Genomic DNA, 12,490 nt, shown 5'->3' on the forward strand with positions numbered 1-12,490 from the left:
CTTTTCTTTTGCGAATTCATCACTTGACTTTACGGCAGGGAATTGTTGAGCCGGGACGAGCTGGCGGTGCTGGACGGCGGCAAGTGTATTTTGCAGTTGCGTGGCGTCAGACCGTTTTTGAGCGACAAGTACGACCTGACCCAGCACCCTAACTACAAGCTGACCTCGGACTACGACCCCAAAAACACCTTCGATATTGAAAAATATCTGAACCGCAAAGAAAAAATCCAACCCGGAGATGAGTTCATCGTGGTGGATGCTGATTCGCTCCCGTCTGCCTGACCCGGTAGGCGGTTTTATTTTTATCCCGGTCAGAAAGGTGCACCAGAAAATCAGCCTTGCTGCGGTTATGCAACGTAAAACTACAAGATTTCGGGTGTGTACAAACGACCGGAAACGCTTTATAATAAAGGAGAAAAGACTATGGAATTCTTCAACTCTGCTATCGAAGTTCTTCAGACTCTGGTTGTCGCTCTGGGTGCCGGTCTCGGCGTTTGGGGTGCCATCAACCTGCTGGAAGGTTATGGTAACGACAACCCCGGCAGCAAGAGTCAGGGCATGAAGCAGCTCATGGCTGGCGGCGGCGTTGCTCTGGTGGGCATTACCCTGATTCCCCTGCTGAGCGGTCTGTTCGGTTAAGAACAGCGGGCGGCGATTGCCGCCCGGTACATATTTATAATAAGGAAAGCCATAGTAACGATCTCACATACAGAAGGTGAATCAGATGAGCGAGATTTTATTGTATCATGGCAGTAAAGAAGAAGTTGTCTATCCCGAAATCCGCATCACACGGTATACAAAGGACTTTTCTTGGGGATTCTACTGCACGAACAGCTATCAACAAGCCTACCGCTGGGCAGACCGCCGTTCTGCCGATGGTATTGTGAACGTCTATCGCTATGTAGAGAATCCTGACCTGAAAATCCTGCGTTTCCCTGAAATGTCGGACGAATGGCTGGATTTCATTGCAAAATGTCGTGCAGGCGAAACCCATCCCTATGATATTGTGGAGGGTCCCATGGCAGATGACACCATCTGGGACTATGTCAATGGATTTACGTCCGGGCAGATCAGCCGTGAAGCATTTTGGGCATTGGCGAAGTTCAAGCATCCAACACACCAGATCAGCTTTCATACCGTAAACGCTTTGCACTGCCTGACCTTTGAGAGGAGTGAATCCATCCATGACCGAAAAGCAGAAAAATGATGTTCTCTACGTTTGCAGCCTGATCGAGACCATCGCCCGTAAGACCAAAAATCATCGGCAGGATGTGATTCGTCACTTCACAAAAGCCGGCATCGAACGGCAGCTCCGGCTGGCAGAAGTAAACCACTGTCTGTCCTTTGAGCAGGTTTCAGATGAGCTGATTGAAGATCTCAACATCCCGGATGGGGATTTTGATACTGCTGCGGAGTGCCGCTATACGGTCCCTTCTGCAACCTCCATCGGAATGCTGTATCAGGGGCTGGTGCTGTCCACCATGAAAGATGAAGATGCTGCACAGGCAATTCTGGATGTTTTTTCGTCGTTTATCACGGATGAGATCTCCGATTTCAATTCCAACGTATACTACACCAATCCTGATTATCTCCGCTGCTCCTATCTGGAGGGCAAAATGCTTGCTTGAGAAAGGATTGTTATAATGGCAAAAAATCAACATAATGCAGGGCTTCATTATAGACCTCTCAATCAACTTGGATTATCAAACTTCAATGATTATATAGAAAATCCCATTGATAGTCGTTTTAAGTTTAATCCGCCCCCTCTAAAATGTGGTAAGCTTTTTGGACTTTGCAAAGCTGATCGTCAAAAAGAAAAGCTTCAGAAACATTGCCCGTGGCATCCGCTTCTAAAAATGAAGGCATTCACATTAGAGATCAACGGAGAAGCTGAATACATTTGGTATTGTAAAGAATGCGATTGTTATTATATGAACCCCTTTTGGCGAAATGGAGAAAAACGCATCCTTGATGTTTATCATAAGGTTCCTGTTCGCCGACTTATAAAAACAGCTATATAGCTTTGATTATGATTTGCCGATTGCCGAAAAGCAGTCGGCTTTTTTGTTTCCGTCGAACACTTTTTGTGTTTGCTCATATCATTTCATCTATCATTCATCAATCAAAAATGATAGATGAAATGAGGGCATTGTTCCATACGGCGGCTTGAGCAGCAGCGGAAAGCCCTCTGCAGCTTGCAGTTTTATTAAATGTCCGTGCTCCAAGCCGCGTTTTTATCCACCCATCCATGAAAGGCGGTGCTATTATGCAGTTTTTGACCCACATTATTTTTCTCCTGAATCTGCTCAAGACCCTCATCAACCACTTCAGCTAAGGACGGTGACTGCTGAATGGAAACCGTTCTCAAAGCCATTGCCGACTGGATCAAGGGCATCCTGACGGCAGGTATTATGTCAAACTTGTCTGGCCTGTTCGACGATGTGAACACGCAGGTCAGCAATATCGCCCAGCAGGTGGGCACCAAACCCTCCAGCTTTGAGCCGAGAGTGTTCGCCATGATCGAAGCCCTATCCCGGAACGTGGTGCTCCCCATCGCAGGCATCATCCTGACCTTTATTGCCTGCTACGAGCTGATCGAGATGATCACCCAGCACAACAACATGGCGCAGTTCGAGCCTGCCCTCATCATGCGCTGGATTTTCAAGACCGCTGTTTCGGTGTGGCTCATCAGCAACACCTTCGATATTGTGATGGCGGTGTTCGACATCACCCAGAAGGTAGTGTCCGATTCCAGCGGCATCATTGCCGGAAACACCCGTGTCAACGACATTGGTTTGTCCATGCTGCAATCCAGCATGATGCAGATGGATGTAGGCCCTCTGTTCGGGCTGTTCCTGCAAAGTTTCTTCATCGGCATCACCATGCGGATATTGAGCATCATCATTTTTGTCATCGTCTACGGGCGTATGATTGAAATCTACTGCATGGTGAGCCTTGCGCCCATCCCCATGGCGACCTTCGGCAACCACGAGCAATCGCACATGGGGCAGAACTACCTGAAATGCCTGTTCGCATTGGGCTTTCAGGGCTTTCTCATCCTCATCTGCGTGGCAATTTATGCCGTGCTGATCCAGAGCGTGGCGATTTCCGGGGATGCCATCAACTCCATTTGGAGCATTGTGGGCTACACCGTCCTGCTCTGTTTCAGCCTGTTCAAGACCAGTTCCGTGACAAAATCCGTTCTCGGAGCGCATTAAAGGAGGTGTTCACTTGGCTGCGTATATCTCTGTGCCCCGTGATTTGACCAAGGTCAAATCCAAAGTGGCGTTCAACCTGACCAAACGGCAGCTGCTTTGTTTTGGCACAGCGGCTCTCATTGGAGTGCCGCTGTTTTTTGTTCTCCGGGATTCCGGCGGCAACACTGCCGCCACCCTCGGCATGATGGCGGTGATGCTGCCGGCGTTCTTTCTTGGAATGTACGAGAAAAACGGTCAGCCTTTGGAAAAGCTGCTGTCGTACTATGTGCAGTCCCGGTTTGTCCGCCCGAAGATTCGCCCCTACAAGACCAACAACTACTATGCACTGCTTATGAAGGGAGGCATGACCCATGATCCCGTTTTGGAAAAAGACCGATAAGCACAGCAAGCCGCAGTCTGCGCAGAAGCGCAGGCAGAACGCAAAGCCTGCTGTGCCCCGGACCGCCCAGCAGTCCATCCCCATGCAGCGGATGTTTGAGGATGGCACCTGCCGGGTGAAGCCTAACTACTACACCCGCACCATCCAGTATCAGGACATCAACTACCAGCTCGCCCAGCAGGAGGATAAGACCGCCATTTTTGAAGAATGGTGCTCCTTCCTCAACTTCTTCGACAGCTCCATCAAATTTGAGCTGTCCTTTGTGAACATGGCAACCGACAGCACCGAGTTTGAAAAAAGCATCCGCATTCCGTTCCAGAAGGACGGTTTCGACGATGTTCGTGCGGAGTATTCCCAGATGCTGCGCCAGCAGCTTGCCAAGGGCAATAATGGTCTGACTAAGACCAAATTCATCACCTTTGGGGTGGAGGGCGAAAGTATGGCGCAGGTCAAGCCCCGGCTCGACCACATCCAGAACGATCTGCTGAATAACTTCCACCGACTGGGGGTGCAGGCAAAGCCCCTGAACGGTGCCCAGCGGCTGAAACTCATGCACGATATGTTCAACATGGACGGTGCCAGCAAGTTCCACTTTGACTGGAAAGACCTCGTAAAAAGCGGCCTTTCCGTAAAAGACGCCATTGCCCCTACCGCCTTTGCCTTCAAAAACAGCCGCACCTTTCAGATGGGCGGTATCTTTTGCGCTGCCAGCTTTCTGAGCATCACGGCATCCGACATCAGCGACCAGCTCTTGAAGGATTTTCTGGACATGGATTCGTCCCAAATCGTTACCATGCACATCCAGTCCGTTGACCAGAATCGTGCCATTAAGACGGTGAAGCGCACCATCACGGAACTGGACCGCAGCAAGATCGAGGAGCAGAAAAAAGCCATCCGTGCCGGGTATGATATTGACATCATTCCGTCCGATTTGGCAACTTACGGACGGGATGCGAAAGCTCTGCTCAAAGAGCTGCAAAGCCAGAACGAGCGGATGTTCCTCGTCACTTTTCTGGTGCTGAACACTGGGCGCACGGAGCAGGAGCTGGAAAACAATGTCTTTCAGGCCAGCTCCATCGCCCAGAAGCACAACTGCAATCTGTGCCGGTTGGATTTCCAGCAGGAGCAGGGGCTTATGTCCTCGCTGCCGCTGGCAGACTGCCAGATCGAAATTCAGCGGGGACTGACCACCAGCAGCACGGCTATCTTCATCCCCTTTACCACGCAGGAATTGTACCAGAGCGGAAAAGAATCGCTGTACTACGGTCTGAATGCTCTGTCCAACAACCTGATTATGGTGGATCGCAAGAAGCTGAAAAACCCGAATGGCTTGATTCTGGGTACTCCCGGCTCCGGTAAAAGTTTCTCGGCAAAGCGTGAAATTGCCAATGCGTTTCTGGTGACGGACGATGATATTATTATCAATGATCCCGAAGGCGAATACTCGCCGCTGGTGAACCGGCTGAAAGGTCAGGTCATCAAAATCAGCCCCAACAGCACCCAATTTGTCAACCCCATGGACATCAACGCCAACTACTCCGAGGAGGATAATCCGCTGTCCCTGAAAGCCGACTTTATCCTTTCTTTGTGTGAGCTGGTGGTGGGCGGCAAGGAAGGTCTGCTGCCGGTGGAAAAAACCGTCATTGACCGCTGTGTGCATCTGATTTACCGCAAATATTTTGCGAACCCCTGCCCGGAGAATATGCCCATCCTTGAGGACTTGTACAACGCTCTGCTTCAGCAGGAGGAAAAAGAAGCCCACCATGTTGCCACGGCTCTGGAAATCTACGTCAAGGGCAGTCTGAACCTGTTCAACCATCGCACTAACGTGAACGTCAATAACCGCATCGTCTGCTACGACATCAAGGAACTGGGCAAACAGATGAAGAAACTCGGTATGCTCATCGTGCAGGATCAGGTGTGGGGGCGTGTCACGGCAAACCGCAGCAGCGGCAAGTCCACCCGGTATTATATGGATGAGATGCACCTCCTCTTAAAAGAGGAGCAGACCGCCGCTTATTCCGTGGAGATCTGGAAGCGTTTCCGCAAGTGGGGCGGTATTCCCACAGGGCTGACCCAGAACGTGAAAGACCTTCTTTCTTCTCGTGAGGTCGAGAATATTTTCGAGAACAGCGACATGATCATCATGTTGAATCAGGCTGCGGGAGACCGCCAGATTCTCGCAAAGCAGCTCAACATCAGCCCTCATCAGCTTTCCTATGTGACCCACTCCGGCGAGGGCGAAGGGCTGCTGTTTTTCGGTAATGTCATTCTGCCGTTTGTGGACCGTTTCCCCACCGATCTGGAACTCTACCGCATTATGACCACCAAGTTGGGTGAAGTCTCGGAGGGCGCGCAGAAATGAGTGAACCGAAACTGAACATCAAAGAGGAATCGTCTACCAAAAAGACCCGTTCTCCCCCGAAAAAAGCCAAGGTAGAGCAGACGGTGCCCAAAAAGAAAAAGCTGAAAACCGATGCAGATAAAGCTGCGGAAAAGGCACAGCATCTGCGGTTTGGCAAGGCGGAACTGACCCCGGACGAACTGAGCCGGTTGAGTAAGGCGCAGAAGCGAGAGATGTACGCTGCCCATGCCGCCCGGTCTGCGGCGCATCACGAAGTTGACCAGTACGAGGATGACAATGTGGGCACGCAGGCGCTGAGCGAGGGCGAAAAGGCGGCAGGAAATGTCCGGGATATTTCCAAGAGCCGCTATGCCCGGAAGCTCAAGAGGAAAGCCAAGATGCAGGGCAAGAAGGGTGCCAGAAACGCAAAATCTTCCGTGCAGAAGCCAACTGCGGCACAAGATACAGGCGCATCCGGCACCGGCGAGGGCGGTTCCAACTGGCTTTCCCGATGGCGGCAGAAGCAAGACATCCGGCAGAGCTACTATGCTGCCGCCCGGTCGGGTACGGCGGCGCAGACCGCAGGTGGCAAAGCGGCATCCAACGGTGCATCTGCTGCCCGGTCCGGCGTGGAACAGGCGGTAGAAAAGGGCAAAACTGCCGTCAGCACCGCCGTAAAGGGGCTGGTGAATGCCGCAAAAGGCAACGCACACGTTCTGGTGATTGTGGGCGTTTTTCTTTTGCTCGTCCTCATGGTGATGTCGGGCTTTTCCTCCTGCGGTATCCTCTTTTCGGGCGGCACACAGGTGTCCGGGCAGACCATATACTCTGCCGAGGATCGGGACATCTGGGGTGCAGAGCAGGACTACAAAAAGCTGGAAAAGGAACTGGATAAAAAGATCAAGCGCACCCCCACCGACCACCCCGGCTACAACGAGTACCAGTACCACCTTGACCCCATTGAACACGACCCGTGGCAGCTCACTTCATTCCTGACCACTCTGTATGATGATTACACCCGGTCGGAAGTGCAGGGCAAGCTGAAGGAGACCTTCAAAAAGCAGTACAAGCTGACCACATGGGTGGAGGTGCAGATTCGGTATAAGACGGTCTGGGTCATCAGTCCGGCAGGTATCCCTGTTCCTACCCAAGTGCCGTATGAGTACAAGATTTTCCACACCAAGTTGGTGAACCGTGGCTTGGAGGTGGTCATCCGGGAGGAACTGGACAACGACCAATGGAAACGCTACGAGATCTTTCAGGACACCTTGGGCGGCAGACCGTATCTGTTCAACGGCGGACTGCCGCCCGGTGGCTCCGATGGCTCCGGCACACCCGGTATTGATTATCAGGTTCCGGCAGAAGCCCTGACGGACAGCGAATTTGCCGCCATCTACAAGGAGGCGCAAAAGTATGTGGGTACGCCCTACGTCTGGGGCGGCTCTACCCCGGAAACCGGTTTTGATTGCAGCGGCTATGTCTGCTGGGTGTACAACCAGAACGGCTACGATGTAGGGCGCACTACCGCCAACGGTCTGTGGAACAAGAGCCAGCACATCTCCGAAGCCGATGCAAAGCCCGGTGATCTGGTTTTCTTCAAAGGCACCTATGACACCCCCGGCATGAGCCATACTGGAATCTATCTCGGCAACGGCATGATGGTCAGTGCCGGAGACCCCATCAAGTACGCAAACATTCACTCGTCCTACTGGGAGAAGCATCTCGCCGGGTTCGGACGGCTTTCAAAATGATTGGAGAAGTTACTATGAGCGAAAAATCGGATAAACTGCGGGCGATGCTGGCAAAAGAGAAAGAACGCCGCATCAAGCTGAACAATCGCATCGAGATCCTGGAGCGGCGCATTCAGGAGGAAGATTCTGCCGAGGTCAACGAGATGGTGCGGACGGCAAAGGTCACGCCGGAACAGCTCGCCGCCCTGCTGCGGCAGTCTGCCACCACCACCCCGAACCCTGCTGCGCTGTCTGCCGTGGGTGCAACTTTCGAGAAGGAGGATGCAGATGAAGATTAAGAAACTGGGCGCACTGCTGGTATCGGTGGCACTGTGCGCTGGCATGGCGGCTCCCGCTTTTGCCTATGGCGGTGAGCCTGTGGAGGAAGTGGAACAGCCCGTCCTGACTTCTACCACCGATGAAGAAGATGTAGTCACCGTGACCGATGAGGAGACCGGTGCCCTGACCCCGGAGGGCAACTTGACGCTGGTGGACGATTACCACACCGACTATTCCGATGGCAGCGGTCAGCAGTTCATTACGCTGGTGTCGAAGTCGGGTGCGACTTTCTATCTGGTGATTGACCGCAACGCCAAGGGGCAGCAGACCGTTCACTTTATGAACCTTGTGGACGAAGCCGACCTTCTTTCCCTGATGGAGGAGGAAGAAGCGAACGCTTATACCGCTGAAAAAGAAGCAGCGGCGCAGGCGGAACAGGACAGGCTGAAAGCCGAGGAAGAAGCGAAAAAAGCCGCCGAAGAAGCGGCAGCATCCGGCACGGAACAGCCCAAGGAAAACAAGGTCACAAAGATCGCATCCGGCTTTTTGGGTGTGGTGGTGCTGATTGCACTGGCAGCAGGTGGCGGCTTCTATTTCTATCACCAGCAGATGCAGAAGAAAAAAGCCGAAAAAGAAGCCCTCGACCCCGATGCAAACTACACCGAGGACAAGGGCGATTTTGAGATCCCTACCGATGTGCCGGACGAGGACGAAACCCCGGACGAGCAGGACACTGAACCCATCTGATTTCAAGGCGGCATTTTGCCGCCGTACATATCCAAATGAAAACAGATTGGAGGGAACGCTTATTTCAATTCTAGTTGTAGCAGAAAAGCCCTCGGTTGCCATGTCCTACGCCAAAGTCCTCGGTGCCACCAACCGTCAGGACGGCTACCTTGAGGGCAACGGTTATCTGGTAAGCTGGTGCGTGGGTCATCTGGTGGAGCTTGCTCCGCCCAATATCTACGATGCCAAATACGTCAAGTGGAGCATCGCAGATCTGCCCATCCTGCCGGAAAGGTGGCAGTATCTGGTGTCTGCGTCCACCAAAAAGCAGTTTGGTATCCTGCAAAAGCTGATGGACCGCCCAGATGTGGATAGCATTGTCTGTGCAACGGATGCAGGGCGTGAGGGCGAACTAATCTTCCGCCTTGTCTACCAGCAAGCGGGCTGCAAAAAGCCCTTTTCCCGCCTGTGGCTGTCCAGCATGGAGGAAAACGCCATCCGAGAGGGGTTCGCCCATCTCAAACCGTCAACTGAATACGATGCGCTGTACAACGCAGCACTTTGCCGGGAACGTGCCGACTGGATGGTCGGCATCAATGCGTCCCGGCTTTTTTCATGTCTGTACGGTCAACCTTTAGCGGTCGGTCGGGTCATGACTCCGGTGCTTGCCATGACGGTGGTGCGGGAGGCTGCGATAGCCGCTTTTGTGCCGGAAAAGTTCTACACGGTGGATCTGGAACTGACCAGCGGATGCACGGCATCCAGCCGCCGCATTCCTGAAAAATCCGTTGCAGAAAACCTGCTGGAAGCCTGTCGAAGGGAGATGGTGGCAACGATCCAGCGCATCACCCGCAAGGAAAAATCCGAGAATCCGCCGCCGCTGTACGACCTGACCACCCTTCAGCGGGACGCCAACCGCCTGCTGGGGTACAGCGCACAGCAGACGCTGGACTATGTGCAGAGCCTGTATGAGAAGAAACTTACCACTTATCCCCGGACTGATAGCTGCTATATCACCGACGATGACGAGGAAATGCTGGAGGTGCTGACCGAGGAACTGGAAGGCTTTTTTGACATTACCCCAGAAGATGTGGACGAGGCTGTACCCCGGACACGGCGCACCGTCAACCGGGAAAAAGTCACCGACCACCACGCCATCCTGCCCACCCGCAGTATGCTGCAAGCCGATCTGGAAGCATTGCCTAAAGGCGAGCAGAACGTCCTGAAGCTCATCATCGCCCGGACGCTGATGGCAGTCAGCAAGCCCTTCCGTTATCTGGAAACCCTGCTGACCACCGAATGTGCCGGGGAGGAATTTACCGCCAAGGGAAAGGAGGTTCTGGAGGAAGGCTGGAAAGCGGTGGAACGCAAGGTACTGGCAGACATTCTAAATCGAAAACAGGAACTCACCGCCCTGCCCAATGCGGCAGAAAACGAGTGCGGCATCCTCAACGCCGAACTGAAAGAGGGGCAGACCTCGCCGCCGAAGCATTTTACCGAGGACCTTCTACTTCATGCGATGGAAACTGCCAGTGCGGATAGTATGCCGGAGGGCGTAGAACGTCAGGGTATCGGCACTCCGGCAACCAGAGCCGCCACCATTGAAAAGCTGGTGCAGAAGGGCTTTCTGGAGCGCAAGGGCAACAAGAAAACCAAGGTGCTGCTGCCCACGGATAAGGGAAAAGCCCTCATCACTGTGATGCCCGAAGAAATCCAATCCCCGGAAATGACCGCCGATTGGGAAACAAAGCTGCTGCAAATCGAGCGTGGCGAAATGGAGCCGAGCGAATTTATGACCGAGATCAATACGATGATTACCGAACTGGTAAAGAACACGGAAATGAAAAAAGGAGCGAATGCACTTATGAAAAACAAAATCATTGGTGTCTGCCCGAACTGTGGTAAGCCTGTCGTGGAGCGTGAAAAAGGCTGGTTCTGCGAGAACCGGGAGTGCCGTTTTGTCCTGTGGAAGGACAATGCGTTCTTCAAGCGTCTGGGCAAACGGCTGGACGCTCATGTGGCGGACAAGCTGCTGCGGGATGGTCGTGTCCGCTTGAAGGACTGCAAGAGTGCCAAGGGCAAGACCTACAATGCCACCGTGCTGCTGTCCTGTGAAGCCGATGGCCGCAGCAAGTTTTCGCTGGAATTTGAAGGTGGGTGCTGATGGAGCAGATAAAAGAAGCGGTCTACCTTATCAACGATGAACGCTATCTGCATCTCCGGGAAAACGGTGCAGGGGTCGGCTTTGCCACTTATAACAAGGTAACTGGCGAGCCGCTGGAAAGTGGGCAGATCTCGGAAAAGAATCTGCCGCCCGATGGCAGGAACGCCATTTCTGCCGCCCGGAACTGGTATCTGTTTGAACTTTCGGACGATGACCGCAAGGTCATCCAACAGGAAAGCGTAAAGATCCTCGAAAACATCCCGCAAGCTGGTATCGGCAGACGGCGCATCTGGGAGCCTGAAACGCTGCCGAAGGATATTCGTCTCATCAACAGCCACTATGATGACCTCTATCGCATTCCAGATGGCGGCGTGATTCAGGTGGATTACCCGGATGGGCGCAGTTTTACAGCACGGGTGGAACATCTGGATGATTACCACTTTGACATGGGCGGTCTGGGCAATGTGTTCCACATCTGCCAGTTTGCCGAGGTCATGGAACGAAACCATGCAGACTTCTATCCCGAAATTCAGACACAGGACGAGCAGGCTGCATGGGAACTGGGCGGCAAGGGCTATCTTGCTATCCAGTCCTGTGAGGACGGCTGGGACTACACTATTTACCACAGTGATTATTCCGTAATGGACGGTGGGCAGCTGGATGCCCCGGAACTGACCATTCAGGAAGCTCGTGAGCAGATTTTGGAAGCGCACCACTTGGAAAAGGGGCGGCGGCTGTTGCAGGACTACGATGCCGTCATGGATAAAGTTGCGGAAGCTGAGGAACTGAGCGCAGACCACCGCCCTTCCACACTGGAAAAGCTGGCAGAACTGGCAAGTGATACGTCTGCGCCAAAATCCTCTGCACGGTCTGCGCCAGAACTGTGAGGTGGACAATGCAGCAAAAATGGAATCAGAATTTTGACGGCGAACTCATGCCGGACATCCCGCAGAAATTTCTGAACGCAGGGTGCGATGTTTATATGGTGATGCAACTACGGCATGACGAAAAAATCCTCGATGAAAGATTTGCTTCTATGCGGGAGTTGAATCGTCGAGGCAAAACGCCAGACCCGGAGCATTACGAGGTCACCTACTATGCTGATTTGCCCGCCATGTGGCAGGATGTGCCGAACAACGAGGTTTTGGAAGAACTATTTCAGATGTTCAACCTCTCCCGTCCGCAGGATTTTGAGGGGCACAGCCTGTCGGTCAGCGATGTAATCGCACTCAAACGCAATGGCGAGGTGTCTGTGCATTATGTGGACAGCATCGGCTTCAAAGATTTACAGGGGTTTCTGGACAAGCAGCCGGAGCGCCCTTCTGTTTTGCAAACTCTCAAGGAGAAGTGCAATGCCCCGGAGTGCAATCCCACCTTCTGTCGGAAAGTGAGGGATGCCCATGAACTTTGACCATGAAGAACTCATGCTGATGATGCTTTACAACACCGGCACCCGACTGGGGCTTATCCACGAACTGCGGCTCATGCAGTGCTACCTGATGCCCGATGAGACCGCCCTGCGGGAGTTGTCGGAAGGTGTTATCGAGAAGCTGAAACTGCTGACCGATGCCGAGTTTGCCGAACTGGAATTTCCCCCGGACTGACTTTCGCCGCCTGCGGGCGGCGTACATAAAGTATTTTGTTCTTCCA

14 protein-coding genes and 1 pseudogene are annotated in these 12,490 nt (G+C 53.1%); all 15 read left to right on the plus strand.

The features are described 5' to 3' along the window. Positions 1-33: 33 nt before the first annotated feature. Positions 34-282 (plus strand): annotated as a pseudogene (locus DXA66_RS13820) (type IV secretory system conjugative DNA transfer family protein); the annotation flags it as partial. A 141-nt stretch (positions 283-423) separates the two neighbouring features. Next, positions 424-639 (plus strand): Maff2 family mobile element protein, encoded by a 216-nt coding sequence (locus DXA66_RS13825; RefSeq protein ID WP_055186938.1) that lies wholly within the window; start codon positions 424-426, stop codon positions 637-639. Positions 640-724: 85 nt separating this feature from the next. After that, a complete protein-coding gene (locus DXA66_RS13830) occupies positions 725-1,207 on the plus strand; it encodes a DUF3990 domain-containing protein (protein WP_117477590.1) in 483 nt (160 codons plus the stop codon). Beyond that, the gene (locus tag DXA66_RS13835; RefSeq protein WP_015565208.1) at positions 1,185-1,628 is read left to right on the plus strand and encodes a hypothetical protein; all 444 of its coding nucleotides are present in this window, start codon (positions 1,185-1,187) and stop codon (positions 1,626-1,628) included. Before DXA66_RS13830 ends, DXA66_RS13835 begins: the two co-directional genes overlap by 23 nt. A gap of 15 nt (positions 1,629-1,643) precedes the next feature. Next, the gene (locus DXA66_RS14180) at positions 1,644-2,021 is read left to right on the plus strand and encodes a hypothetical protein (RefSeq protein ID WP_133303651.1); all 378 of its coding nucleotides are present in this window, start codon (positions 1,644-1,646) and stop codon (positions 2,019-2,021) included. A 330-nt stretch (positions 2,022-2,351) separates the two neighbouring features. Beyond that, complete coding sequence (locus DXA66_RS13845) at positions 2,352-3,218, plus strand: VirB6/TrbL-like conjugal transfer protein, CD1112 family (protein ID WP_117477591.1); 867 nt, start codon at positions 2,352-2,354, stop codon at positions 3,216-3,218. 13 nt (positions 3,219-3,231) lie between these two features. After that, positions 3,232-3,597 (plus strand): PrgI family protein, encoded by a 366-nt coding sequence (locus DXA66_RS13850; protein WP_112122175.1) that lies wholly within the window; start codon positions 3,232-3,234, stop codon positions 3,595-3,597. After that, a complete protein-coding gene (locus DXA66_RS13855; RefSeq protein ID WP_117477592.1) occupies positions 3,569-5,962 on the plus strand; it encodes a VirB4-like conjugal transfer ATPase, CD1110 family in 2,394 nt (797 codons plus the stop codon). The genes DXA66_RS13850 and DXA66_RS13855 overlap by 29 nt, the downstream gene beginning before the upstream one ends. After that, the gene (locus tag DXA66_RS13860) at positions 5,959-7,692 is read left to right on the plus strand and encodes a C40 family peptidase (RefSeq protein WP_117477593.1); all 1,734 of its coding nucleotides are present in this window, start codon (positions 5,959-5,961) and stop codon (positions 7,690-7,692) included. The genes DXA66_RS13855 and DXA66_RS13860 overlap by 4 nt, the downstream gene beginning before the upstream one ends. A 14-nt stretch (positions 7,693-7,706) precedes the next feature. Next, positions 7,707-7,970 (plus strand): DUF4315 family protein, encoded by a 264-nt coding sequence (locus tag DXA66_RS13865; protein WP_097785686.1) that lies wholly within the window; start codon positions 7,707-7,709, stop codon positions 7,968-7,970. Beyond that, on the plus strand, positions 7,954-8,697 hold the full coding sequence (locus DXA66_RS13870) for a DUF4366 domain-containing protein (RefSeq protein WP_117477594.1): 744 nt from the start codon (positions 7,954-7,956) through the stop codon (positions 8,695-8,697). The genes DXA66_RS13865 and DXA66_RS13870 overlap by 17 nt, the downstream gene beginning before the upstream one ends. A gap of 100 nt (positions 8,698-8,797) precedes the next feature. Beyond that, a complete protein-coding gene (locus DXA66_RS13875; protein ID WP_243089113.1) occupies positions 8,798-10,840 on the plus strand; it encodes a type IA DNA topoisomerase in 2,043 nt (680 codons plus the stop codon). Continuing rightward, on the plus strand, positions 10,840-11,727 hold the full coding sequence (locus DXA66_RS13880) for an LPD16 domain-containing protein (RefSeq protein WP_117554808.1): 888 nt from the start codon (positions 10,840-10,842) through the stop codon (positions 11,725-11,727). The genes DXA66_RS13875 and DXA66_RS13880 overlap by 1 nt, the downstream gene beginning before the upstream one ends. Before the next feature lie 8 nt (positions 11,728-11,735). Next, positions 11,736-12,251, plus strand: a complete 516-nt coding sequence (locus DXA66_RS13885) for a YodL domain-containing protein (RefSeq protein WP_117554807.1) — start codon at positions 11,736-11,738, stop codon at positions 12,249-12,251. Next, positions 12,241-12,444, plus strand: a complete 204-nt coding sequence (locus tag DXA66_RS13890; RefSeq protein ID WP_015537699.1) for a transposon-transfer assisting family protein — start codon at positions 12,241-12,243, stop codon at positions 12,442-12,444. Before DXA66_RS13885 ends, DXA66_RS13890 begins: the two co-directional genes overlap by 11 nt. Positions 12,445-12,490: the final 46 nt, after the last annotated feature.

This window comes from Faecalibacterium sp. OF03-6AC (assembly GCF_003478175.1).
Classification (GTDB): domain Bacteria; phylum Bacillota; class Clostridia; order Oscillospirales; family Ruminococcaceae; genus Faecalibacterium; species Faecalibacterium taiwanense.